We start from the raw sequence: 23,700 nt of genomic DNA on the forward strand, positions 1-23,700 counted from the left end.
ACAGGTGGTGCACCCGGCTGATAACCGGGTGGTCGTGCGCTCAAATCTCACGGCCTCGCTGTCCTCTGTACTGTATATCTACTTGGTCTCCTATTCAAAATTCATGCTGTATCCGAGGTTCTCCGGCAATATTCTCTCGTTTAAAATCGCGGGAAACGGGAGGCGATGCACGAGCGCACCCGTTCAGCTCGAAGCCTGTAGCCGCCGGTAGACGATGTGCTCGAGCAGTAAGACCGTGACGATACCCACAACGAAACCATTCGTGATCAGCGGGCGGATCATTGCCGGAAATCCTGCGGCGACCTCCGGGGGCAGGAAGGCCACCAGCGTCCCGAGAAGGAGAGGGATGCCGACGATCAGCCCCCCGTCGAACGTCCCGACCGCCCCGCTCTCCTGCCCGAGCATCAGCCCCGCCGCGATCTGGGCGGCCATGACGTAAGTGAGGACGACGCCGATGACGGGTGCCGGGATGCTCTCCAGGTAGCCGATGGCAAGCGGCGATGCGGCCACGAGCCCGAGCCCGACTGCGGCCGGGACGAGGGCGAACCGTGACGCGCACCCGGTGGCGGCGATGATGCCCGGGGAGAGCGAGAAGTTCACCGGGCCGATAACTCCGGTAACGCCCGCGAGGACGTTCCCGAGGCCGGTGACGGCCACCCCGCGGTTCACCCGCTCGCCCATTCCGTCGGCTTTGAGCAAACTGCCCACCGACTGGATCGACCCGAGGTCGTTCGTGGCGAGCGCGAGGTAGCAGATCAGGAACGCTGCGAGCATCCCGGCGTCGGGCACGGCGAGCGGCGCGAGCAGGTTTTCAGGCAGTGCGACGAGGGCGGTATCTGCGGGAGGAGGAGCAACTGCCCCGAAGAGAGCGATGTAGAGCGGGGTGCCGAGGAGGATCGCCCAGAGCGGCAGGGTTGACTTCCATACCCCTTTGAGAAATCCGTGTGCGGCGAAGAGGGCGAGCGCAAACGCGACGGCAAAGAGGAAGGTCTGCGTCGCCGGAACCGTGCCGCCGCCGTCCGTGATGAGATCGAGGATGGTGGGTGCGAGGGTGAACGCGATGAGCATGAGGACGACCGCGATCACCCGGGGCGTGAAGAGCCTCTGGAGGTGTCCGATGAGGCCGGTCGCCGCAAGTCCGGTGAGGAGGAGCCCGCCGATCACCAGCGACGCGTTGATGGCCGGAAACCCTGCATCGAGGCTTGCAAGGATGCCGACCAGGAGCACCGTCGCCGGGCCGAGCACCAGGGGGAGCCTGTGCCCGAGATACACCTGCGTGAGCAGCACCAGGGCAACGAGGAGGAAGAGTCTCTGGAGGTACGGGACGGCCGATCCCCCGGCTTCGAGACCGGCAACCACCCTGCCGGTGATGAGGACGAGGGGAACGCTCACTGCGAGCCACTGCAGGCCGAAGATGAGGAGCGATGCCGGCCGCGGCCGGTCGTCGATGCCGTAAGAGAACTCCATTGTAGTGGCTCCCGGCGAAACGACCGGCCCGGGGTAGAGCACGGGGCGTTCCTGCCTATAATGATGATAATCTCCTCTCCGCCTCTATAATTGTTCCCATTTCGGTGAGAGAAGGTCTGGGCCGGATGGAGGATATGGGCGCGGTTCATCCGGGTGTTTGGCGGTACCTCTTTGCAGCCCTTGCCCCTGCTTCTACCCTGTAAAACTCTCCCGTAGTCACCACCAATTCAGTATATCTGTTGTAACCCCACCCCACCCGGCCTTCGGCCTCCTCACTCACACCTGCGGTGCTTTAACTCCTGCCGTTCCGGCAGTCGTTCCCCGCCCACGAGGGGCGGGGGCAGTCATGGCGATACCCCCATGAAAGCCGTACCAGGGGAGGTGAGTCATACATTCCCCCTCTCCGGAGCATATCCCCGGGCAGTGGACCGTGAGGGCATCGCACTTGGGGGGGCCGACGGGGAGGGGGAGCATCCCCCCCTCCCCTGTCTCTGTCGCGTAAGAGGGATGCCTGTCACTCTCCCTCCTACCCTACAGGATAAGGCTCCGGCGCCATCTCATGGTCGTTTCCGCACAAACCGATGGTTTGATGCCCCGTGGCCGGGAATTGATCGGTATGCTTTCACCCGGTCATGCGGCTGGATCCCGTATTCGTCCCGGCATCGAGCGGAGGGGGCGGGCGTGAACGCCGTCGAGGTCCGGGGCCTCTCGCGGTCGTTCGACGACCGCGATATCCTCCGCGACGTCTCGTTCACCGTCGGGCACGGCGAGATCTTCGGCTACCTCGGCCCGAACGGCGCCGGAAAGACCACGACAATCCGGATCCTGCTCGGCCTGCTCGCCCCCGGCGCGGGGAATGTCCGGGTTCTCGGCCGCGACCTCGCCGCCGACGACGATGCGCGGGCACGAGTCGGGGTGCTCTTCGAGAACAACGGTCTTTCCGATCGGATGAGCGCCGCGGACAACCTGGCCTACTACGCCGGACTCTACGGCGTCGAAGACCCTGCGGCGAGGATCGACGAACTCCTCGCGCTCGTCGGTCTCGCCGACCGGCGGGACGATCCGGTCGGGACGTTCTCGACCGGCATGAAGCGAAAGCTCGGGATCGCCCGGGCGATCCTCCACCGTCCCGAGGTCGTCTTCCTCGACGAACCCTCCTCCGGTCTCGACCCCGGCGCGCAGAGGATGGTCCGCGACCTCATCGTCGAACTCTCCCGCCGGGAGGAGATGACCGTCTTCCTGAACTCCCACCACCTCGACGAGGTCCAGCGCATCTGCTCCACGGTCGCGATCCTCGCCGAGGGCAGGATCCGCGCCTTCGACTCGGTGGAGAACCTCACCGCGGCATCCGGTCGCCCGGCCGTGACGGTCGCCCTCACCGACCCCGGCGACCGCGCCCGCGCGTGCGAGACCGTCGGGAGCCTCCCGTTCGTTGCCGGGTGCGACGCAGACGACGACGCCCTCCGATGCACCCTCGCCGATCCGGCTGCGATACCCGACCTCGTTGCGGCCCTTGTCGGGGCAGGGTTCCGTATCGAGGAGGTCCGCCGGTCGTCGCGGTCGCTTGAGGAGATCTACCTCGAACACGTCGGCCGGGTGGAGGGTGGGGCATGAGCACGCTCTCCGTCATCGCCCGCCGGGAGGTAAGGCTCGCCCTCCGGAACCGGGGCGTCCTCATCACCGCGTTCATCTTCGCTATCTGGTTCCCGGTCATGACCGCCCTCGGCATCGCCGCGGCAGCCGGTGGAGACGCCGCGGCTGTTGCCGGCGGCATCGCAGCGATCACCCTCCCGGTCGGGGTCTTCATGGGCTATATCTTCTGCTCCGACGCCTTCCTCCGCGAGAAGCGGGACGGCACCATCGAGACCCTCCTCTGCGCCCCGGTCTCGCTCCAGCGCCTCTGGGAGGGGAAAGCCCTCGGGGTCGTCGTCCCGGCGTACCTGACGACCCTCCTCGCGGCCGCGGTGAGCATGGGGGCAGCCTCTGCTCTGGCGGACGCTCCCATCGCCGCCGAACCCCTGCTCCTCCTCCACCTCGCGGCCGTCGTCCCGGTCTGGATCGCCGCCGCGGCCGGGCTCATCGGCGCGGCCCAGCTCGCGCTCGGGATGCGGGAGAACCAGATCCTCGGGTTCGCCTTCATATTCGGGTTCATCTTCCTGATCGGCGGGATCCAGGCCGTCGTATCCGGCGGGTCGGGAATCTCGGCGACGGCGGAGGCGGTCCTCGCGGTCGTGGGCCTGGCGCTCCTCGCCCTCGCCCGCTTCATCGCCGGAAAGGTGACAAAGGAGCGGATCGTCAGGACGATCCCGTGAGGTGTGAGAGTGGAAGAGCGGCGGTTGCCGAATCCGGGCAGGCAGCGCTCGATCGGCGATCGCGCTGCTCCGGATGGGGAAACAGGAAGATATACCTGGGGATGCACCTCCCCGCTCTCGCCCCGACAGAAGTATGATGTATCGGTGCAGCAAGGATGCACCTGTTATGCAGGAGGAACACGATCTCCCGAACCGCATCCTTCGTGCTCTCCGGTTCCGGCCGAAGGGCATGACCATCACCGACGTGGCGAAACAGCTCGGTGTCACCCGGAACTCGGTCTCGAAGCACCTCGAGATCCTCCAGATCGCCGGCAAAGTCGACGTCCGCAGCATCGGCAACGCAAAACTCTACTCCCTCGCCCAGCGCGTCCCGATCTCCGCCTTCCTCTGCTTCACGAAGAACCTGATCATCATCCTGGATAACGAGCAGCGGATCGTCCAGGTCAACGACCAGTGCCAGAAAGCCCTCAAACGCTCGAAGGACGAGCTTATTGGCCTGACGCTGGAGGAGGCCGCTCTTCCGGTCGTCTCTTCGCCGGAGGCGATCGCCGTCATCGAAGGCCTGGAACGCGAGCAGGTGATGACCGATCTCCGGTACCAGCGGGACGAGGGGGGAGACCTCTTCTACCAGATGCAGGCGATCCCGACGACGTTTGAGGACGGGGAGAAGGGGTGCACCCTCGTCCTCGAGGATATCACCGAGCGAAAGCGGTATACCCGGAACATGGAGTTCCTCGCCAGGACGGCGATGGAACTCGTCGATATGCCGGCGGAGGCGGATATCTACCAGTACATCGCCGAGACAATTGTGAGAGTTGTTCCAAACCCACGATGTTACGTGCATTCCTATGACGAGGCCAAACAGGAGTTCTTTATACGTGCGATGACTCCCGATAGCATTCGGAACGGGGTGAAGGAGATCATAGGAAAGGATCCCGTCGGCATGACCTTTCCCGTCCGCGGGGTCTTTTACTCTGCCCCATTCAATGAGTCCCCGTCGACGTTCTTCGCCATGAGGGAGATGCACTTTTGTCCCTATTTTGAGGATGAAGAGTTGTCGTTTGCCGATGCGTGCCTGCATGTATTTCCCGAAGATACCTATGAGACGCTCCAGCAGAGGTTTGAGATCGCGAAGATATACCTCACCGGGCTGGTGTGGCAGGAACAACTCTTCGGTCTGGTCGGGATCTGTATGGGGCCCGAAGAAGTGCTCGAAGATAAGCCTGCAATCGAGTCCTTCCTCCGCCAGGCTTCGATCGCCCTCGCCCGGCGTCAGACCGAGGATCGCCTCCGCCGGAGCGAAGCACGGTTCCGGGACCTGGTCGACTCGTCACCGATTCCATCGGCCGTCATCGAGAGCGACGGGCACTATGCCTACATCAATCGGGCATTCACCAACCTCTTCGGGTATACGCTCGTGGATATCCCCACCGGGAGAGACTGGTTCCGGCTCGCGTTCCCCGATCCCGCGCGCCGGCGGGAGGCGATCGCCGCCTGGAAGGCGGACCGGGAACTGGCCGGCCCCTGCCGGCCCCGTCCGCGGACGTTCTCCGTCCGGTGCCTGGACGGGACTGAAAAGGTGATCCTCTTTCGGCCGGTCGAACTCTCGGACGGGACGGAGTATGTCACCTACGAGGACGTCACCGAGGAGCGCCGGGCGTATGGTATGCTGCTTGGCGAGATAGCGGGACTGCGAAAGAAGTAGTTATCCGGCGCCCTGCATCCGCCGGAAAGATTGGTTGCCGGTTTCCCTACAGCGTCTCGCTGCCGTAGAGGTAGGGCCTGAGAGCCTCGGGGATCGTGACCGAACCGTCCTCGTTCTGATAGTTCTCGAGGATCGCCCGGATCGCGCGGGAGGTCGCTATCGCGGTGCTGTTCAGGGTATGCAGGTAGCGTTTCTCGGTGAACTCGGTCGGGTCGCGCACCTTGATGTTCAGCCTGACCGACTGGTAGGCCGTGCAGTTCGAGCAGGAGACCGCTTCGCGGTAACGCTCCTCGCGCGGCATCCAGACCTCGAGGTCGTACTTCTTCGCGGCGACCGTCCCGATATCCCCCGTGCAGATCGAGACGACCCGGTAGGGGAGGCCGAGACGCTGGAAGACCTCCTCGGCGTTCGCGAGCAGTTCCTCGTGGAGGTCCCAGGACTGTTCGGGCGTCGCGTAGATGAACTGCTCCACCTTGTGGAACTGGTGGACGCGGAAGAGCCCCTTCGTGTCGAGCCCGTGCGCCCCGATCTCGCGCCGGAAACACGGGCTCAGCCCCGCCAGCCGGAGGGGGAGATCCTTCTCCTCGAAGATCTCGTCGCTGTACATCGCGGCCATCGGGTGCTCGCTCGTCGCGATCAGGTACTCGTCCTCGTCCTCGATCTTGTACATGACGTTCTCGAAGTCGGCGAGATCGGTCACGCCCTCGTATGCGGCCCGGTTCATCATGTAGGGAGGGATGATCGGGGTGTATCCGCGCTCGACGAGGATGTCCATCGCAAACCGCTGGAGCGCCATATCGAGCAGGGCGAGCCTGCCTTTCAGGAAGTAGAACCCGGCCCCGGCTATCTTCGCCGCGCGTTCGAAGTCCGCCCAGTCGTGTTCGACGGCGAGAGCGCCGTGGTTCTCCAGGTCGAACGCGGGAAGTTTCGGTTCGCCCCATCGGCGGATCTCGACGTTCTCGGTATCGTCCTTGCCGACGGGCACGCTCTCGTGGAGGATGTTCGGGAGCCGCATCAGGCGGTACCGTACCGCTTCGGTGAGCGTCTCGCGCTCCGCCTCCGCCTCCTTGATCCGTTCCGGGAGGCCTGCGGCTTCGGCGAGGAGTTCAGTGATATCGTTCCCTGCCTTCCTCGCCTGGCTGATCTCGCGGGATATGACGTTTCTCCGGTTGCGCAGGTCGCCGGTCGCCACGGTGAGTTCCCGGGCCCTCCGGTCCATCTCCAGCACCTCGTCGACCCAGGCCAGTTTCTCGGTATCTCCTCTCTTCGTGAGGTCTGCCCGGACGATCTCGGGGTGTGCACGAACGAATTTCAACTCAAGCATGCTGCCTCTCTGTAATACTTTCGTGACGACGGTATATGATTCATGTTGCCCCTCATGTAGGATGAGTGCCGGGGACTCCGGGGCCGAGCGCCCGGACTGCATCCTGCCGCCCCCCGTCCGAAGCCTACTCTTATAATTTCCGGCGAACCAACTCATCTGGTATGGAAAAGAACCAGAAGATCATCCTGGCGACGGCTGCCCTCATCACGCTGGGACTGCTCTTCATCGAGCCCTTCTTCGCCCTCATCGCACTCGTCTTCGTGCTTGTTCTCCTGATGAGCTTCCATATCATGGAAGATACGATGAGTTATCCGCTCGTCACCGCGGAGCTCTCGGAGGATGCGCGGGAGATCATCGTCATCAATACCGGGACCGCGAGGGCGCAGAAGATCCACGTTGCTCTCGTCCCGCTCGACATCGAGTTCGAGGTCGCCTCGCTCGACCCGGACGAGGAGTCCGGGTTCAGCCTGCCGTCGATGGTCCTGGAGGCAAAAGCGGTCGTCACCTACGAAAACGCCGAGGGGCAGCGGTTCCAGCGCTCATATTCCCTCACGGCGCTCGGGGCCGGGCGCGATCCCACCGAGCCGCTCTTTCCCATCTTTGGGCGCAGGTGAAAGGGTCAGGTGGTGCATAATAGAACGAGCAGGACTCGATCAAAAGCCCAGTGCAGCGAATCGTGGGGCTGCGCACCTCGAAGCCTCACGGCTTCTCGTGCTCCGCTCCTCCGGAGCATCGCATTTTGCACCTCCTGTGCTCAAACTCCATTCCCGAAACCCTTCTGGTTTCTCCAGCTCCGATTTTGACGAACCGTCGCATCCTGAAGGAACGTCGTTCTTCTGTGCTCGATCTCCTGCCCCCGCACCTTGGGGCGGAGGAGGAGCGCGAAGCGCGGGTGGGGTGGGGGTTACACGAACTCATTAATAAGCGGAGACAGGGGAGGGGGGCAAGCCCCCCGCCCCGTCAGCCCCTCCCCCTGGGGGCGATATTCAGTGGAAATCCGTGCATGGTGAGTCCCACCCATTGCTCTTCGGGACACCCGAGGCTCGGAAGCTGCTGGCCTCCCCTCACCACACGCATGCAGCGATCAAAACCCCCAGGGCGGCCCGCTAAACCCGGCCCTCCCTCGATATCCGGGGGCGCTTTCGAAAAAAATGTTTTCAGGAGCCGATATACTCGAGCGTCCGCGCGAGCGCGGCCGTCAGCTCCTCGTCCATCTCTGCGTACTCGTAGAGCGCCCGGTAGAGCATGAAGACGAGTTCGTAGCCGTAGATGTCGAACGCCTCCTCCGGCGCGAGTGCGGCGAGGTAGGAATCCGTCCGGATATCGGTGTTGGTGTACATCAGTTCGTGGAAGGCCCCGTCCTCGTCGAGGACGCAGATCTGCGCATCGACGGGTTTTGTCGGGTCGTCGGGGCGGTAGGGGAGCGGGTCGCCTTTCCCGAGAACGATCATCTTCTTCTCGTAGAACACCTGGTCGTAGAGTTCCCCTGACGCCTCCCTCTTTGCGCGCCGGAGCATCTCGAGCCCGATCTGCTTCACGACCGGCGCCGTATCGGCAGCCATCCGCGCAAGGAGGGTTCCCATGTTGCCCCGGAGTTCCGAGGCCGATTCTTCCTTCTTCGCCTGCAGGTCCTCAAGGGTTTCGAGGAGGCGGGCGTATCCCTCTTCGATGATCGGATCCATTGCTCACTCACCTCTCGCGTACGCCGGCATAAGCGCACCGGTTTGTCCCGCTAGTCGCCCTGCCGGAGGCGCTCTATCCCGAGGGCGCCCGCATACGCGAGCGTGCTCACGAGGATGATCGTCGCGCCCGAGGGGACGTCGAGGAGGTAGGAGAGCCCTATCCCCGTCAGGGTGAAGACGATGCCGAGGACGACGGCGAGTATCATCATGCTCCGGATCCGGGTGGTGTAGAGGCGGCTGATCGCCGCCGGGAGCGTCAGGAGCGCGATCACCAGGATGATCCCCACCACCCGGATCAGCATCACCACCGTGAGCGCAATCAGCACGAGGAGGAGGAGCGAGAGCCGCTCGACCGGGAGGTTCATGACCTTCGCGTAGTCCGGGTCGAACGTGACCGCCTGGAGTTCCCGGTAGAGGAGGGCCACGACGGCGACGATGATGGCGACGAGCACCCCCATCAGGAGGATGTCTCCCCTTGGGACGAGGAGGATGTTCCCGAAGAGGTAGGAGAAGAGGTCGGGGGCGAATCCCGGTGTTAAGTAGACGAAGAGGATCCCGATGGCCATCCCCGCCGCCCAGACCGCACCGATGATGGTGTCCATCTGCTGCCGGGCTCGGAGCTGGAGCGCACCCATCCCGAGCGCCGTCGCCACGGTGAATCCGGTTGCCCCGAGGAGCGGGTCTATCCCGAAGAAGTAGCCGAGGCCGATCCCGCCGAAGGCCGCGTGGGATATACCGCCGCTGACCGAGACCATCCGCCGCACCACGACGTAGGTGCCGATGATGCCGCAGGCCACGCTCGCGAGCACCCCGGCGATGAGGGCGTTCCTGAAGAACTCGAACCCGAGAATCTCGAACACGCTCAATCCTCCTCCCGGTGCTCTGAAAAGACCCGGTGCGGAACCCCGTGGGCGATGAGATCGACCGGACAGTGGTATGCGGCTTCGAGCATATCCGGCGTGATCTCGTTCGTGTCGTGCGTATAGAGGCGCCTGTTCAGGCAGGCGACCCGGGTCACGTGCTCCGGGATCACCCCGATGTCGTGGGTCACGAGGACGATCGCCATCCGTTCGCGGAGCGCGTCAAGGATGCTGTAGAACTGCGCCGCCGTCGGCGCGTCCACGTAGACCGTCGGTTCATCGAGGAGCAGCACCTTCGGGTCGCCGACGAGCGCCCGGGCGATGATCGCCCGCTGCTGCTCTCCGCCGGAGAGGTTCCGGATCTGCCGGTCGGCGAGACCGGCGATGCCCATCGTCTCGAGCGCCTCCTCAGTCCGGGCATGGTCATCGGCCCCGTAACGCCGCGGGATTCGGGTGATGTGACCGAGGCGACCGGAGAGAACCATCTCCCGCACGGTGATGGGATACTCGAAGTCGAACGTCCGGAACTGTGGGACGTAGCCGAGATCCCTCCTCGCCGCCGCCCCCGTCCCGCCGAGGATCCTGACCGTGCCGCTGGAGGGTTGGAGGAGGCCGAGGATCACCTTGAGAAGCGTCGTCTTCCCGCCGCCGTTCGGCCCGATGATCGCGTAGAAGTCGTCCGGGTAGACGGCGAGGCTCACGTCTTCGAGGACGGTATGACCGCGCAGCCTGACCCGGACGTCCTCGACCTCGATCACGGGTGCGGTCATGGCCTGCCGCTCTCCGCAAACGTCGAGGCCACGTGCCGCATGTTCGCGAGGTAGTCCTTCGCGAGCGGGCTCACCGTCACCACGGTGCCCCCGATCGCGTCCGCGATCACCTCGGCGCTCCGGGTGGAGTGCTCGGGCGACGCGAATATCACCCGAATCTTCTCCTCCTTTGCCTGCTTGATGAGGTGCTCTATCCTCTGCGGCGAGGGTTCCTTTCCCTCGTTCTCGATCGGCACCTCGACAAAGCCGTAGTCCCGGGCGAGGTAGGCCCACGATGAGTGGTAGACCATGACCTTTTTCACCCCCGATGCGGCGAGCGCACCGGCGATCTCCGCGTCGAGGGCGTCGAGTTCCCCGAGATAGGCATCGGCGTTCCGGCGGTAGTCTTCAGCGTTTGCCGGGTCGACCGCAATGAGCCCGTCGCGGATGTTTTCGACCATGATCTTCGCGTTCTTCGGGGATGTCCAGATGTGGGGGTCGGCCCCCGCGTGTTCGCCGTCACCGGCCGCGATCAGGTCGACGCCGCGCGAACAGTCGACGACCCGCATCCCGGGGTTCAGGGCGGCGATCTTCTCCCGCCAGGCGAGTTCGAACTCGATCCCCGAACCGACCACGGCATACATATCCGCCCCCGCGACGTCGGCGAGAACACCCGGCGGGGGTTCGTAGGTGTGCGGGTCGGCTCCCGGCGGCACCAGCAGGATCACCCGGACGTGATCGCCGCCCACCCGCTCTACAAACTCCTGTTCGGGCGGTATGGTTACCGCGACGGCGACTTCCCCGGTGTCCTGCCGGTCGGTGCCGGTGCACCCCGCCGTGGCTGCTGCCAGCAGAATGACCGTGATTACGGCTGCGGCGAGAGATAAACGGCCGATATTGTTGTTATTCTGCGACCTCATCGATCTCCACTCCTGGTTTGGTGTCTGTCTAAATTTTCCCGTACAAAAGACAAAGGCGTTTCGCCGTCACCCGCGGTACCCGCCAAAAGACCCGCAGCATCGGTGATCGTGCTCGATCTCCCCGCAGACGCTCATCATCGGGTGCCCGAGCGACGTGCACATCCTGTCGGTGAGGTCTTTCGAGAAACACTGCTCGATCTTCTTTGCCTCCCTGCAGGCTTCTTCGGGCTCGAGCCCGTGGCGGCTGAGCACCAGGGCGACGATCCGGTGGCGGCGAACCAGGAACCGGGCGTATTCGGTGCCGCGAGAGGTGACCCTCACCCCGTGGTAGGGCGTATGCTCGATATATCCCGCTTTTGCAATCTCCGTGAGCGCTTTCGTCACCGTCGAGGGCGCGACGGAGAAGTGGGCGGCGATCTCGGTCGTCTTTACGACGTCGTCCTGCATGTGAATGTATTTGAGGTATTCCGCCTTCTTCGAGGAGAGTTCTTGCCCGGTGATCCCCTGCATGGAGAGGAGATATGCCCTGTCGGGAGAAAAAGTTTCGCCGCGGCTAAACTTTCTCGTCGTCGGACGGGATCAGTTCGGCGGTGACGTAGTGCCGGCGGTTTTTGGTTATCACCGCCTTCCCGGTGAACCCGAACGGCAGATCCTCTTCTACGACGACGTTGAGGTAGCAGGGATTCCGGCAGACGGTCGATCCCGGCGCGTTCTTCTCGGTCGCGACGATCGGCGTCTCCCGCCCGATCCAGCGCTCGTTGTAGGAGTCGTAGATCCGGTTTGCTTCGGCAAGCAGTATGCGGGAGCGGTCTTTGCGTATCCGCTCGGGGAGGTCTTTCAAGGCCGCCGCAGGCGTTCCGGGCCGCCGGGAGTAGCGGGTGATGTTCACCTTCACGAACGCCGCCCTCCGGAGGAGTTCGAGCGTCTGTGAAAACTCCTCGTCCGTCTCCCCGGGAAACCCGGTGATGAAGTCGGAGGAGATCATCATATCCGGGTAGCGTTCCCGGAACGTGTCGACGATCCGGACGACGTCGGCCGCAGCGTAGCCGCGCCGCATCCGTTCAAGGACGGTATCGGAGCCCGACTGGACGGGGAGGTGGAGGAACCGGAAGACTTTGTCGCTCTCGTAAGCCCTGACGAGCGGTTCAAGGATTCCGAGCACCGTAGCCGGGTTCATCATCCCCGGCCTGACGGCGAACCTCCCGGGGATCTCCGCTATCTCCCGCAGCAGATCGGGGAGCGACTCACCCCGATCAAGCCCCCATGCGGCCACGTCCTGCCCGGTCAGCTGGATCTCGTAGGCACCCGACGCGACGAGAGCCCGGACGGCGTCGAGTATCTCCTCTGCAGGCGCACTCGCGAGCCGTCCCCGGGCGAACCGGGTGATGCAGTAACTGCACCGGCCGACGCACCCGCTCGCCACCTGCACCACGCCGGTCGCCCCCGGTCCCCGGGTGCCGACGCCGGCGGATCGCTTGCGGATCTCGTCGGGGTAGATGACGTGCGGCGTGCAGACCGAACGGATCTTATCCATCTGGACGACCGGCATGCACCCGGTCACGTAGAGGTCGCGGTCGGCGAATAGGGCGAGGCGCCGGAGCATCTTACGTTCGGTCGCACCGATCACCGTGCAGGTGTTGACGATGACGGCATCCGCCTCCTCCGGCCGTTCGGTCAGCGTGCAGCCGAAACCTTCCAGTATCGCCGCGAGCCTCTGTGTGTCGGCATGGTTGTAGGTGCACCCGTAGGTCTCGATGTAGACCCGTCTTTCCCGCAGTTCCTCAAACGTGATGGCGATCGACTCTCCCTGCGCGCGGTCGGCGGCCGGCCCGGCTCCCGGCGGTCCGGTTGCCTCTATCGGTCGGAGGATAGTTTGCTCCTCTTTCGACCGGTTTCGGCCTGAGCACAATACTTAACCGCTGACATTACAACTTCTTTATTCGATGATTAAAATAGGGTTGCTGGGATGCGGCAACGTCGGGCATATCATCGCCACACACGCCGAGAGCATCCAGGTCGCCGCCGTCTTCGATATCATCCCCGGACGAGCGGAGAAATTGGCGGCGCTCTGCCATGCGCGGCCATATACGGACTTCGACGCCTTCATGCGGGAAGACTTCTCGATCGTCGTGGAGGCCGCCTCGGTCGACGCCGTCAGGATATACGGCGAAGCGGTCCTCCGGTCGGGGCGGGATATCATCGTCCTCTCCGGGGGAGCTCTTGCGGACGACGAGTTCCGCGAGCACCTCGTCGAGGTCGCACGGGAGGTGGGAAAGAAGATCCGCATTCCGAGCGGCGCCATCATCGGACTCGACAACCTCAAGATCGGGCAGGTCTCGCCGCCGAGCCGCCTCCTCCTGCGGACGACGAAACCTCCAGCCTCGCTCGGGATAACCGCCGAAGCCCGGACAGAGATATTTAAGGGGCTGGCGCACGACTGTATAAAGCAATACCCTAAAAATATCAACGTCGCGGTAGCGTTGGGACTCGCCGCGGGCAGGGATGCCGACGTGGAACTCTGGGTCGACCCTGCGGCGGAGAGGAACATCCACGAGATATTCGTCGAGGGGGACTTCGGGGAGATCTACGTCCGGGTCAGGAACGTCCCGAGCCCCGATAACCCTGCAACGAGCTATATGGCGGCCCTCTCCATCCTGACGCTCTTAAAGAACCTCGAGAACCCTCTGGTGGTGGGTACGTAACAATGGAAAAGGAGATTCGTGCGCTCAAGGCCGAGAAGAACGCAGTAATCATGGCGCATAACTACCAGCCTCCTGAGATCCAGGGGCTCGCCGACGTGGTGGGCGACAGCCTCGAGCTCGCGGTGAAGGCGAAGGAGACCGCGGCGGACCTGATCGTCGTCTGTGGTGTCCGGTTTATGGCCGAGACGGCAAAGATCCTCAACCCCGATCGCAAGGTGGTCATCCCCGTAGAGGACGCAGGATGCCCGCTTGCCGATTTCCTGACCCCGGATATGATCCGGGAGGCACGCCGGCGGCACCCCGATGCGGCCGTTGTGGTCTACGTCAACAGCACGGCGGAGAGCAAGGCGCTCGCCGACATCACCTGCACCTCGGCAAACGCGGTCCGGGTCGTGGCGTCCCTGCCGAACGACACGATTCTCTTCGGGCCGGACGCAAACCTCGCGGCATACGTCCAGCGGGAACTCCCCGAAAAGACAATTATTCCGTTGCCTCCCGGCGGCCACTGCTACGTTCATGCGGGGTTCACCCTTGCCGACGTCGAGGCTGCCCGGAAGAAAGGCGGCACAATCGTCTGCCACCCCGAATGCCAGCCGGAGGTTCAGGAGCAGGCCGACCGGATAGCCTCCACGGGGGGCATGGTCCGGGACGCCGCGGCCGGCGGGAACGAGCCCTGGTGGGTCTTCACCGAGCGGGAGATGGCCTCCCGTCTGCGGGTGCTCTATCCCGGAAGGATCTTTTACGAGAAGCCCGAGGCCGTCTGCGCGGATATGAAGAAGATCTCCCTTGAAGACCTCCGCCGGGCGCTCGAGTCCGGGGAGCACGAAGTTGTCCTCCCCGGAGAGGTCATGGGCCGGGCACGGCGGGCGATCGAGCGGATGATCGCCGTCGGAGCGTGAGTACGGATGATCCCGATCGAGGACCTGCTCCGTTTTGTCCGGGAGGATGCGCCGTGGGGCGACGCCACCTCCGAAGCGGTCGTTCCCGACGTCGCCTGCCGGGCGGTGATCCGGGCGAAGGATGCGGGAATCGTCGCCGGCCTCGAGGAGGCACGGGTGCTCTTCGAGCATTTCGGGGTCGAGGTGCGTCAGCGTATCCCTGACGGCAGATCGGTTGCTCCCGGAACGGTTCTCCTCGAACTCGAGGGCCGGGCGAGGGCGATCCTTCTCCTGGAACGGACGGCGCTCAACATCATCGGGCGGATGAGCGGGATTTCGACCCGGACCCGGGAGGCGGTCGAGGCCGTCCGGGCGGTCTCTCCCGACGTGCGGATTGCCGCGACCCGGAAAACCGCTCCGGGTCTGCGGATGCTCGATAAGAAGGCGGTAGTTCTCGGCGGGGGCGACCCGCACCGCTACTGCCTCTCGGATATGGTCCTGATCAAGGATAACCACCTCGCGCTGGTGCCGCTCACCGAGGCGATTCGGAAGGCAAAGGAGCGGAGTCGCTACCGGGCGGTCGAGGTTGAGGTCGAGACGGCACAGGACGCCGTCGAGGCGGCACTTGCCGGTGCCGATATCGTCCTTCTCGACAACATGGCGCCGGACGCCGTCCGGGAGGCGGTCGGGGCGCTGGCCGCCCGCGGTCTCCGGGAGCGGGTCACCCTCGAGGTCTCGGGAGGCGTCGCCGGCGACGATCTTGCCGGGTATGCCGCGACCGGGATCGACATCATCAGCATGGGTGCCCTCACCCATACGGTCAGGAACTTCGACGTGAGCCTGGATATCCTGAAAGGCGCGGGCACCGTCAGGCTTCCATAAAAAGAGAGGGTTCAGGATGCGGTCCCGGATTCCTCCATCGTGAGTTCGTCCAGAAACGGCATAAGCCCTTTGACGTACGGCACGAGTTTGCCCTCCTCTGTCCTGAGTTCCCCGTAGGCCGTGACTTCGATGACCAGCGGGAGCTCGTCCAGTCGCCGGGTGAAGAGGGGGTCCTGCTCGGCGGCGAACCGGAGGAACGCATTCAGGTTGACGAACGGGCGGTCCAGGTCGGGAACGTCGCGGTATTCCTGCAGGTCTTCCCGGAGCGTGGAGTCTTTAGCCAGGTCTTCCTCGAAGTAGAGGTAGACGCGGAAGTTGTGGCGGCGACCCATCGCATCGAGGTCTCTGATATCGATCTTCGCTCCGGCAACGATGCCGAGACGTTCCATATCCGGGGGAAACGCTGTACCCTCCGGTGTAACCGTCGGACTCTCCATACTATGGTGAAGGCAGGGAGAGGAGAAAAATGCACCCCCTGTGCGTATCTTCCGGGCAAAACCTTATACCCGGCCGACCCCAGATGGGCGTGAGGTGGCCCATGGCAGGGAGGGATCCGCCGGTGCCGGAGAGAGAGACCGAAGGCCTTGAGGGGGAGGAGAAACTCCATAGGTACCTCTCGATGCTTGCGTCCGGGAATCTCAACGAGCGGTGGCGGGCTGCCGACGCGCTCGGGGAACTCGGCGACAGTCGCGCGGTAAGGCCGCTCATCGAGGCGCTGGAGGACGAATACGTCGATGTCCGGTGGAAAGCGGCGAAGGCGCTCGGGCTCCTCGATGGGCGCGAACCCGTCCTCCCGCTGATACGGAGCCTGGAAGACGACAGCCCCTGGGTTCGGATGGGGGCGGCCTGGGCGCTCGGGGAGATCGGCGATCCCCGGGCGGTCGAGCCGTTGATCCGGCTGCTTGACGACACGAAACCCCGGGTCAGGAGGATGGCGGCCTGGGCGCTCGGCCGGATAGGCAACCCGCGGGCCCGGGAACCCCTTTTGCGCCTCCTCGGGGATGCCGACCGCGACGTCAGGATTGCCGGCCGGCTGGCGCTCGACGAGATCGGAACCGAGCGGGAGATCCCGAGCGTCTGAAGGCGGCGGCTCTCTGTCCCGATACTTCGCCGTCGGTTCCCCAGGTTGCCGTTCTCGTCCCGTATGCGTTTATAATCCAGAAACGTCTTCTTATATCTGATAGGGTGTTGCAATCAGTTTATATGCCTGGCTGTGCGCCCGGGAAGAGATGGATATGGACATATTCATGAAATGCGCCGTCGAAGAAGCGGAAGCGGGCCTGCGGGAAGGCGGAATACCTATCGGCTCGGTGCTGGTGCGCGACGGCCGGATCATCGGGCGCGGCCGGAACCGCCGGGTCCAGGCTGACGATCCCGTGCTCCATGCCGAGATTGACTGCCTGAGGGACGCCGGGAGGATCGGTAACTACGCGGATTGCACGCTCTACTCCACGCTGATGCCCTGCTACCTCTGTGCGGGAGCGGCCGTCCAGTTCGGGATCGGGAAGGTCGTGGCCGGAGAATCGGTAAATTTCACGGGAGCACGGGAGTTCCTCGAGTCGCACGGGGTCGAGGTGCTCGATCTGGATCTCGACGTCTGCAAGGAGATGATGGGCGCGTTCATCGAGCAGCATCCCGATCTCTGGGACGAAGATATCGGGGAGTTGTGAGGCGGCTCTTATGGGTGGGGACAGATTGCTCCGTTACACGGTCGTTGCCGTCGCCTTCCTCCTTGCCGGGGTCTGGATCGGCCTTGCGGCCGCTCCTCTCCCGGCTGTCCCCGCGTTCGAAGATAGGGATACGCTCTTTCAGGTTTCGACCATCGATGCCCTCCTCCAGGGCACCTACGACGGCAGCATGGCGTTTGACGAGCTCGCGAGGCACGGTGACTTCGGTATCGGGTGCGGCGACCGGCTCGACGGAGAACTGATCGGCATCGACGGCGAGTGGTACCTGATCCGGGTCGACGGACGGGCCTACCCGGTTTCCGGAAGTGCGACGACGCCGTTTGCGGCCGCGACCTTCTTCGATCCGGACATCACGGTCGCGGTCGACGAGCCGATGAACCTGACCGCTCTCCAGAGCCGCGTGGAGGCGGAGTTCCCTTCAGAGAACCTCTTCTACGCGATCAAGGTGGACGGCACCTTCCCGCACGTGGTGACCCGGAGCGTGCCCGCTCAGGAGAAGCCCTACCCGCGGCTCGTCGACGTGACGGCAAACCAGACGGTCTTTATGTTCGAGAACGTCACCGGAACCGCCGTCGGGTTCTGGACCCCGGCACTGGCAGAAGGGGTCAACGTTCCCGGCTACCACCTTCACTTCATCACCGGCGACCGCGCCGCTGGCGGTCACGTGCTTGAGATGACGGTGGCGGAGGGCACCGTGCAGGTCGACACCACAATGAACTTCACCATGGCGCTCCCGTCCGGCGGCGACTTCTTAACGGTTGATCTCTCGGGAGACCTCTCGGAAGATCTTGAAAAAGTCGAGTAGGTTCGGGACGAACTCCTTATTTTTTCGGTGCGCTTTTGCGAGCTTCCGCGGCCTCGCGTGGGTATTGATGGCGGGGCCCGCCTGAGGTATCCCGGCGGGAGCAGGACACCCCTTCTCCTACCTCTCCGGGGTATCTGGAACCCCCACCCCGCCCGGCCTTCGGCCTCCTCCCCCGCCCGCGAGGGGCGGGGGCAGTGCGTGGCGATAGCCGGTGGGAAGCCGTGTATGGTTCTTCTCCCGGCTCTCCCCATGTAGTGGACCGTGGGGGTATCGCCATTGGGGGAGGGGCTGACGGGGAGGGGGGCAGGGCCCCCCTCTCCTGTCTCTACCCATCCTGGATATCTGTAGCCCCCACCCCGCCCGGCCTTCGGCCTCCTCCCCCGCCCACGAGGGGCGGGGGCAGTGCGTGGCGATACCTGGTTGAAAGCCGTGCACGGTTCTTCTCCGGCATCTCCCCATGCAGTGGACCGTGGGAGTATCGCCATTGGGGGAGGCGGCCCGCGGGGAGGGGGGCCCTCACGATACAACGAGAGGCAACCGTCAGTAAACCGCCCCGGCTGTCCCGGCTGCCCGGGCTGAAAAAGAGGACGGTTCAGCGGACGACGAGCAGCGGCGGTCTGACCGCGCCGCCGATCTGTTCGAGCAGGGCGCCGATCCGGGACTTTCCGCTCCTGCCGAAAGCGCCCATGACGATCAGCCCGTATTCGCCGGAGTTTGCCTCCTCAAGGATCTCCTCCCTGATTGCCCCCTCGACGATCTTTGTCGAACACCGGATCCTCTCGCCCTGGTAGCGGGTGAGGATGCTGTTCTGGTCGTCCTCGATGCTCTTCCGCATATCCTTCCAGATCCGGCCCTCGTAGTCCTTCAGCTGGTCGCAGATCCCGCTCTGGGCGCAGAAGTTGAACGCCATCGCCTTGGCCTCCGCGATATCCAGCACCGAGAAGAGGACTACCTCGGCATTCTTCCGCTTTGCCAGTCCAATCGCATGCAGAGCCGCTTTCTGGCTCCACTTCGAACCATCGATAAGCACGAGAATCTTCATGTCGTTCACATCGCAAATTTCAGCCAGAGCATTCCGAATCCTACCGCCACCGTCACGAAGAGCACGAGCATCCCCACCTTCAGGAAGTCGATGAAGGTGATGCCGATCCCCTCGCGCTCGGCGATACCGATGACGACCACGTTTGCCGACGCACCGATGGCGGTTCCGTTCCCGCCGAGGCACGCACCCAGAGCGAGCGACCACCAGAGCGGGTAAACGTCCATCGTCGCCCCCAGGTCATGGATGAGCGGGATCATCGCCGCGGTGAGGGGGATGTTGTCCACGATCGCCGAGGCGATTGCGGCGAACCACGTCACGATGAACATCGCTTCACCTGTCGATCCCACGTTCTCGATCATCACCGCGGCGATGCTCGAGATGATGCCGGTCTCGACGAGGGCGCCCACGATGACGAAGAGCCCGCCGAAGAAGAAGAGGGCCGGCCACTCGATCTTCTCGAATATCTCTTCGGGCGACTGCCTGCTCCAGAAGAGGAGGATCGCCGCCCCGATGAGAGCCACCTGGGCGGGTTCGAGCCCCATCGCCGGGTCGACGAACGGCAGGACGACGTGCAGGATCTCTCCGATCCGGTCGTGGACAAAGAAGAGGAGGACCACGAAGGCGATGACGGCCACCGACTTGTTGAAGAGCGATCTGTCGGTGATCGCCGCCCGCTCGTCGAGACCGTTGAGCGTCCGAACCATCTCCTGCCGCTCGTCGGGGCTCACCCTCATCGACCTGCCGTAGATGACGTACATCATCAGGAGGAGGATCGCCATGTCGACGATCATGATGGGGCCGAGATGGATGATGAACTCGTTGAACGTCAGTCCTGCCGACGATGCGATCATGATGTTCGGGGGGTCGCCGATGAGCGTCGCCGCCCCGCCGATGTTGGAGGCGAAGATCTCCGTGACCAGGAACGGGATGGGGTTGAGGTTCATCACCCTCGCGACGTAGAGGAGCATCGGGGTGAGCAGGAGGACGGTGGTGACGTTGTCGAGGAACGCGCTCACGATCGCCGTTACGATCGCAAAGAGGACGAGAACCCGGATCGGGCTTCCCCCCGCGAGTTTTGCGGTCCGTATCGCGATATACTCGAAGAGACCGCTGCCGCGGGCGGTATTGACGATGATCATCATCCCGATGAGCAGGAAGATCGTCCCGAAGTCGACGTGTTCGAGGAGTGCCTCCCAGGGGACGATCCCGACGAAGACCACGATCGCCGCACCGAGCATGGCGGCGACCGCCCGGTGGATCCGCTCGTCGATGATGAGCGCATAGGTGAAGAGGAAGACCGCTACCGCGATCAGCGCCACTGCTTCCATCATACACCCGTCAGTAGATGAGCGCGGGGGTCTCCACCCGCTGGCAGATGCGCAGAACGATCGGGCTTACCGAGGCGTCGGTCGACTCCCCGTCGGCGTAGCGGCGGCAGAGCGCGACCATGTCGTGGTTCTTCGCCATCCGGACGACGTCGTCGCCCTTATGTCCGACAAACATCCGTGTCTGGGTCGAAAAGCCGTGTTCTTCGAGTCTCGCTGCGGTCCGTTCGAGGAGTTTCCGGCCGTACTCTTCCTTCTTTGTCCGGAACTCCTCCGTCGATTCACGGTCGAGCGCCTGTTCGAGGAGCTCGATCACCTCGGCGTCGGTGATGTAGGCGAGCGAGATTGTGGCGTCGTAGGCGGAGAGTACGTCGATTGCTTCGTCGGTGATGTCGTGAACGAAGAGGTCGAGCGGCACCAGGATCGTTCTGACCTCGGGGACGAGCATCTCCTCGTCGGTCAGCAGGAACTCGCTGTAATCCTTCAAGACCGAGTCATACCGTCTCCCGACGATATCTTTGAACTTTCGCTGGATCAAGGAAGAAGAGTATCCCATTGTGATCTAGGTTTCCCGGCACGTTCGTTTAATACTTTTGTTTGCCCGGTTCCTGTCGAAAAGCCGGAAGAGGCTCGCCCGGCGGGGATTATCGGCAGCAGGGATCGGGTTTGCCGTCAACGCCCGCCTGACGACGCGAGCGCCTCCCGGCAGGCCGGACAGAGCCTCTTCCTCTTCCGGTCCAGTTCGTCCAGGGTCTTCGGCCGGAACATGACGCACTCGGGGTCGGGGCAGTGGTCGAGCCCGAGGAGGTGCCCGAGTTCGTGCGCGCCTTCTTTTGCCGTCCGGTCGATGAGGTCGGTATCGTCCGGCACCCTGTCGTAGTAGTCGTTTCCGAGACGGGCGGTCGAGACGACGGCGACGCCGCATGCCGGTCTCGCGAGGCCGAAGACGAAGTCGCACCCGTTGACGTAGAGGTCGCGGGAGGTGACGAGCAGCAGGGGGCCGTCGATATCGTATCTGCGCGTGAGGGTGTCCTGCAGGCGGTCCAGGATCTTTTGAGCATCGTGCTGGTCGCGGTTCCGGTCGTACCCGTCGATGAGGAACGGGTATTCGACGAGCGCGGGTTCTTTCCCGAGGATCATCGCGATCATCCTGGCGACCGGGAGTTCGATACCTCCCGGTGCCTGTGGGTCCCAAAGAATATTGATGCCCATTACCTAATCTCTGGGTAATGTGTCACTATAAACGTATTGAACGGAGTATCGGGGAGTATATCGCCGCCCGGTATCGTCGGGCTGTCGAGGTGGGTATCGGCAACAACCCCGAGGCCGCAAGGCTGATCCAGGCCGCCGGCGCCCTGATGCTCTGCACCGACATCAGGTCGGGCATCCGGCACGACGGGCTTACTGTGGTGACCGACGACGTCTTTGAACCGGATATCCGGTTGTATGAGGGTGCGGACCTGATCTACGCCGTGCGGCCCGGCGTGGAGATGGTCCCGCCGCTGATCGCGCTTGCCGACCGGATCGACAGCGATCTCCTGGTCTACCACCTGGGATGCGAGATCTACGGGGACGGCGGCGAGTTCGTGGACTGCGGCCCGGTTCTCCTCCATTGCTACCGCTGCCGGGGTATGTAGGGGATGATCTCACGTTATTTTGCGGATGCGTTGTAAAGTTCTCCCCTCGGAGCCCCATCTCTCTACCCTGTAAGGCTCTTCCGATAGCCCCCACCCCGCCCGCGCTTCGCGCTCCTCCCCCGCCCCTCCGGGGGGGCAGTGCGTGGCGATAGCCACGGGAAATCCGTACACGGGCCTTTTCCAGGGTCACCCCATGCAGTGGACCGTGGGGATATCGCCATTTGGGATGGGGGCCGCCCCCTCTACCTCCTGATCGGGCAACCCGGGTTCTTCCCGGCAATGCGGGAGAACATGGCGCCCGCCCCGGCACGCGCCAAAAACTTCAAAAATATGATGATATGGTGTTCTAGAAGAGCGTCGCCTGGCCCGGGGGAGGATCCCGCCGCGATTCGCCGGTATCGACGGGAGGGTCGTCTTCCCGGGACTTCCTGGTCTTTCGGGCCGCCTTTTCTCCGGCGGCGGCCTTCTTTGCCCTCTCCTTCTCCTCCTTTGCCACGTCTTTGACGATCTTCGTCGCCCGGGCTTTGTCGTGGATGAAGAGGGTCAGTTCATCGGCGTCGAGCTCGAACTCGCGGACGTATTTTTCCGGGTCCTGCTCGACGAGGATGCTGATCGCGGTGAAGAAGTCTTCCCGAAGCGCATCTTCGGGAATATGCGCCATCTCGCTGAGCTTCCGGGAGAGGCCGGCCCGGACCGCCTTCTGCTTCTTCGACGCCCCCATCTTCTGCCAGCGCGACGGCGGCATGATGCGGCCGCGGACGCCGTGTCCGCCGGCGGCGTCGGCGACGCCGAGGAGCATGACCGCGCTCGCGTAGCGCCAGAGGGTGTAATACTGCCGCCGGTAGGTCCTGCCGATATACTCGTCCGCCCTCGCGAGAGAGGCGTAGCCTTTCGCCCGGGAGGCGAGATCCGGCATGTGGTCGAGGTTCCCCTCGAGCCACTGTTCGACGGTGTCGGGGGTATCCTCGACCTCCACCGCCATGCGGAGCAGGTCGGCGTCTCTGCGCCCTTTGAAGGTCGCTCCGACGAGTTCGAAGATCGTCGAGCGCTCGTCCTTTGCGGAGGTGTGGACGTCGCCCGCCGCGAGGTGCTCCTTCCCGATGGCCGCGGCGTAGAGCATGTTCACCGCGGCCCGCATATCGCCGTCGGCGCGGCTCGCGATCTCGTCGAGCGCGGCGGGATCGCATGTCACTCCTTCCGCGGCGCAGATCTGGCGGAGGCGGGGGACGATCGAGCGGGCCTGGAGCGCCCGGAACTGCACCGGCTCCGTGACCGCCTTGAGCTCTCTCGTGAGGGAGTAGTAGTCGTTCGCGATCAGGATGATCGGCTGTTGCGCCGCCGCGATGATCTCCACGATCGCCTTCGCCCCGCCCCGGTCGGCCTGCCCGTGCAGGTTGTCGGCCTCGTCCAGCAGGATGAGTTTGCGGCTCGCGCCGGAGAGGCTCGCCGTGGTGGATCCCGAGCCCGCCACCTTATCGAGGGCCGCTTTCGTCCGCTGGTCGGAGGCGTTCAGTTCCACGACCTCCCAGTTCATGTCGTTTGCGAGGGCATACGCGCTCGAGGTCTTGCCGGTGCCGGGTTTTCCGTACAGGATGAGCGGCTTCTTCTGCCGCGACCAGTCCCGCGCCCACTCGTATATCTGCCTGACGGCGCCGGAGTTCCCCACGACATCCTGAAGATGCTGCGGCCTGTACTTCTCCACCCAGTCCATACAGACTATTC

25 protein-coding genes are annotated in these 23,700 nt (G+C 64.0%); 11 read left to right on the forward strand and 14 right to left on the reverse strand.

Annotation, left to right across the window (positions count from 1 at the left end; all coding sequences use genetic code 11):
• Positions 1 to 183: 183 nt before the first annotated feature.
• A complete protein-coding gene (locus L21_RS04740; protein WP_074369351.1) occupies positions 184 to 1,467 on the reverse strand; it encodes a uracil-xanthine permease family protein in 1,284 nt (427 codons plus the stop codon).
• Positions 1,468 to 2,148: 681 nt separating this feature from the next.
• On the opposite strand from L21_RS04740, the gene L21_RS04745 reads away from it, so the two are divergent.
• From L21_RS04745 to L21_RS04755, 3 genes are all read left to right on the forward strand, one after another.
• Positions 2,149 to 3,081: an ABC transporter ATP-binding protein gene (locus L21_RS04745; protein WP_074369352.1), complete on the forward strand. Its 933-nt coding sequence runs from the start codon at positions 2,149 to 2,151 to the stop codon at positions 3,079 to 3,081.
• Entirely contained in the window at positions 3,078 to 3,779 is a 702-nt protein-coding gene (locus tag L21_RS04750; RefSeq protein ID WP_074369353.1) for a heme exporter protein CcmB, read from the forward strand. The genes L21_RS04745 and L21_RS04750 overlap by 4 nt, the downstream gene beginning before the upstream one ends.
• Positions 3,780 to 3,945: 166 nt before the next feature.
• The gene (locus L21_RS04755) at positions 3,946 to 5,484 is read left to right on the forward strand and encodes a PAS domain S-box protein (RefSeq protein WP_074369354.1); all 1,539 of its coding nucleotides are present in this window, start codon (positions 3,946 to 3,948) and stop codon (positions 5,482 to 5,484) included.
• Between the two features lie 46 nt (positions 5,485 to 5,530).
• On the opposite strand, the gene serS is transcribed toward L21_RS04755, so the two are convergent.
• Positions 5,531 to 6,808 (reverse strand): serine--tRNA ligase, encoded by a 1,278-nt coding sequence (gene serS / locus L21_RS04760; RefSeq protein ID WP_074369355.1) that lies wholly within the window; start codon positions 6,806 to 6,808, stop codon positions 5,531 to 5,533.
• Positions 6,809 to 6,969: 161 nt separating this feature from the next.
• On the opposite strand from serS, the gene L21_RS04765 reads away from it, so the two are divergent.
• Positions 6,970 to 7,422 carry a hypothetical protein gene (locus tag L21_RS04765; protein WP_074369356.1) on the forward strand — a complete coding sequence of 151 codons (453 nt, stop codon included), beginning with the start codon at positions 6,970 to 6,972 and terminating at the stop codon, positions 7,420 to 7,422.
• 543 nt (positions 7,423 to 7,965) lie between these two features.
• Here L21_RS04765 and L21_RS04770 read toward each other — a convergent pair.
• The 6 genes from L21_RS04770 to L21_RS04795 form a co-directional block, all read right to left on the reverse strand.
• On the reverse strand, positions 7,966 to 8,490 hold the full coding sequence (locus tag L21_RS04770; protein ID WP_074369357.1) for a hypothetical protein: 525 nt from the start codon (positions 8,488 to 8,490) through the stop codon (positions 7,966 to 7,968).
• A 50-nt stretch (positions 8,491 to 8,540) separates the two neighbouring features.
• Positions 8,541 to 9,350: a metal ABC transporter permease gene (locus L21_RS04775; protein WP_074369358.1), complete on the reverse strand. Its 810-nt coding sequence runs from the start codon at positions 9,348 to 9,350 to the stop codon at positions 8,541 to 8,543.
• Between the two features lie 2 nt (positions 9,351 to 9,352).
• Entirely contained in the window at positions 9,353 to 10,120 is a 768-nt protein-coding gene (locus L21_RS04780) for a metal ABC transporter ATP-binding protein (RefSeq protein ID WP_074369359.1), read from the reverse strand.
• Positions 10,117 to 11,019, reverse strand: coding sequence for a metal ABC transporter solute-binding protein, Zn/Mn family (locus L21_RS04785; protein ID WP_074369360.1), 903 nt, complete (start codon positions 11,017 to 11,019; stop codon positions 10,117 to 10,119). Before L21_RS04785 ends, L21_RS04780 begins: the two co-directional genes overlap by 4 nt.
• 66 nt (positions 11,020 to 11,085) lie before the next feature.
• A complete protein-coding gene (locus tag L21_RS04790; protein ID WP_074369361.1) occupies positions 11,086 to 11,529 on the reverse strand; it encodes a metal-dependent transcriptional regulator in 444 nt (147 codons plus the stop codon).
• A 43-nt stretch (positions 11,530 to 11,572) separates the two neighbouring features.
• Positions 11,573 to 12,928 carry a tRNA (N(6)-L-threonylcarbamoyladenosine(37)-C(2))-methylthiotransferase gene (locus L21_RS04795; protein WP_256712335.1) on the reverse strand — a complete coding sequence of 452 codons (1,356 nt, stop codon included), beginning with the start codon at positions 12,926 to 12,928 and terminating at the stop codon, positions 11,573 to 11,575.
• Positions 12,929 to 12,962: 34 nt separating this feature from the next.
• On the opposite strand from L21_RS04795, the gene nadX reads away from it, so the two are divergent.
• The 3 genes from nadX to nadC are packed head-to-tail and all read left to right on the forward strand — an operon-like array spanning position 12,963 to position 15,481.
• Positions 12,963 to 13,721, forward strand: coding sequence for an aspartate dehydrogenase (nadX, locus tag L21_RS04800; protein ID WP_074369362.1), 759 nt, complete (start codon positions 12,963 to 12,965; stop codon positions 13,719 to 13,721).
• Between the two features lie 2 nt (positions 13,722 to 13,723).
• Complete coding sequence (gene nadA, locus L21_RS04805; RefSeq protein ID WP_074369363.1) at positions 13,724 to 14,620, forward strand: quinolinate synthase NadA; 897 nt, start codon at positions 13,724 to 13,726, stop codon at positions 14,618 to 14,620.
• 6 nt (positions 14,621 to 14,626) lie between these two features.
• A complete protein-coding gene (gene nadC, locus L21_RS04810) occupies positions 14,627 to 15,481 on the forward strand; it encodes a carboxylating nicotinate-nucleotide diphosphorylase (protein ID WP_074369364.1) in 855 nt (284 codons plus the stop codon).
• 11 nt (positions 15,482 to 15,492) lie between these two features.
• Here the strand turns inward: nadC and L21_RS04815 are convergent, their stop codons facing one another.
• Positions 15,493 to 15,918, reverse strand: coding sequence for a hypothetical protein (locus tag L21_RS04815; protein ID WP_074369365.1), 426 nt, complete (start codon positions 15,916 to 15,918; stop codon positions 15,493 to 15,495).
• Between the two features lie 101 nt (positions 15,919 to 16,019).
• On the opposite strand from L21_RS04815, the gene L21_RS04820 reads away from it, so the two are divergent.
• The 3 genes from L21_RS04820 to budA all read left to right on the forward strand — a co-directional run bounded on the left by L21_RS04820 (position 16,020) and on the right by budA (position 17,974).
• Positions 16,020 to 16,562, forward strand: a complete 543-nt coding sequence (locus tag L21_RS04820; RefSeq protein WP_074369366.1) for a HEAT repeat domain-containing protein — start codon at positions 16,020 to 16,022, stop codon at positions 16,560 to 16,562.
• Positions 16,563 to 16,710: 148 nt separating this feature from the next.
• Positions 16,711 to 17,151, forward strand: a complete 441-nt coding sequence (locus L21_RS04825) for a nucleoside deaminase (RefSeq protein WP_305954473.1) — start codon at positions 16,711 to 16,713, stop codon at positions 17,149 to 17,151.
• A gap of 10 nt (positions 17,152 to 17,161) precedes the next feature.
• Complete coding sequence (gene budA, locus L21_RS04830; RefSeq protein ID WP_074369367.1) at positions 17,162 to 17,974, forward strand: acetolactate decarboxylase; 813 nt, start codon at positions 17,162 to 17,164, stop codon at positions 17,972 to 17,974.
• Between the two features lie 592 nt (positions 17,975 to 18,566).
• On the opposite strand, the gene L21_RS04835 is transcribed toward budA, so the two are convergent.
• From L21_RS04835 to L21_RS04850, 4 genes are all read right to left on the reverse strand, one after another.
• Complete coding sequence (locus L21_RS04835) at positions 18,567 to 19,016, reverse strand: universal stress protein (protein WP_074369438.1); 450 nt, start codon at positions 19,014 to 19,016, stop codon at positions 18,567 to 18,569.
• Positions 19,017 to 19,021: 5 nt separating this feature from the next.
• Positions 19,022 to 20,344, reverse strand: coding sequence for an ArsB/NhaD family transporter (locus L21_RS04840; protein ID WP_074369439.1), 1,323 nt, complete (start codon positions 20,342 to 20,344; stop codon positions 19,022 to 19,024).
• Between the two features lie 10 nt (positions 20,345 to 20,354).
• Positions 20,355 to 20,897, reverse strand: coding sequence for a universal stress protein (locus L21_RS04845; protein WP_074369368.1), 543 nt, complete (start codon positions 20,895 to 20,897; stop codon positions 20,355 to 20,357).
• 116 nt (positions 20,898 to 21,013) lie between these two features.
• Entirely contained in the window at positions 21,014 to 21,553 is a 540-nt protein-coding gene (locus L21_RS04850) for an archaemetzincin family Zn-dependent metalloprotease (RefSeq protein ID WP_074369369.1), read from the reverse strand.
• Positions 21,554 to 21,570: 17 nt separating this feature from the next.
• Between L21_RS04850 and L21_RS04855 the strand changes: the two genes are divergently transcribed.
• Entirely contained in the window at positions 21,571 to 21,978 is a 408-nt protein-coding gene (locus tag L21_RS04855) for a UPF0146 family protein (protein ID WP_074369370.1), read from the forward strand.
• A 346-nt stretch (positions 21,979 to 22,324) separates the two neighbouring features.
• Here L21_RS04855 and L21_RS04860 read toward each other — a convergent pair whose 3' ends face one another.
• The gene (locus L21_RS04860) at positions 22,325 to 23,689 is read right to left on the reverse strand and encodes a replication factor C large subunit (protein ID WP_074369371.1); all 1,365 of its coding nucleotides are present in this window, start codon (positions 23,687 to 23,689) and stop codon (positions 22,325 to 22,327) included.
• Positions 23,690 to 23,700 lie beyond the last annotated feature (11 nt).

This window comes from Methanoculleus chikugoensis, assembly GCF_900095385.1.
Classification (GTDB): domain Archaea; phylum Halobacteriota; class Methanomicrobia; order Methanomicrobiales; family Methanoculleaceae; genus Methanoculleus; species Methanoculleus chikugoensis_A.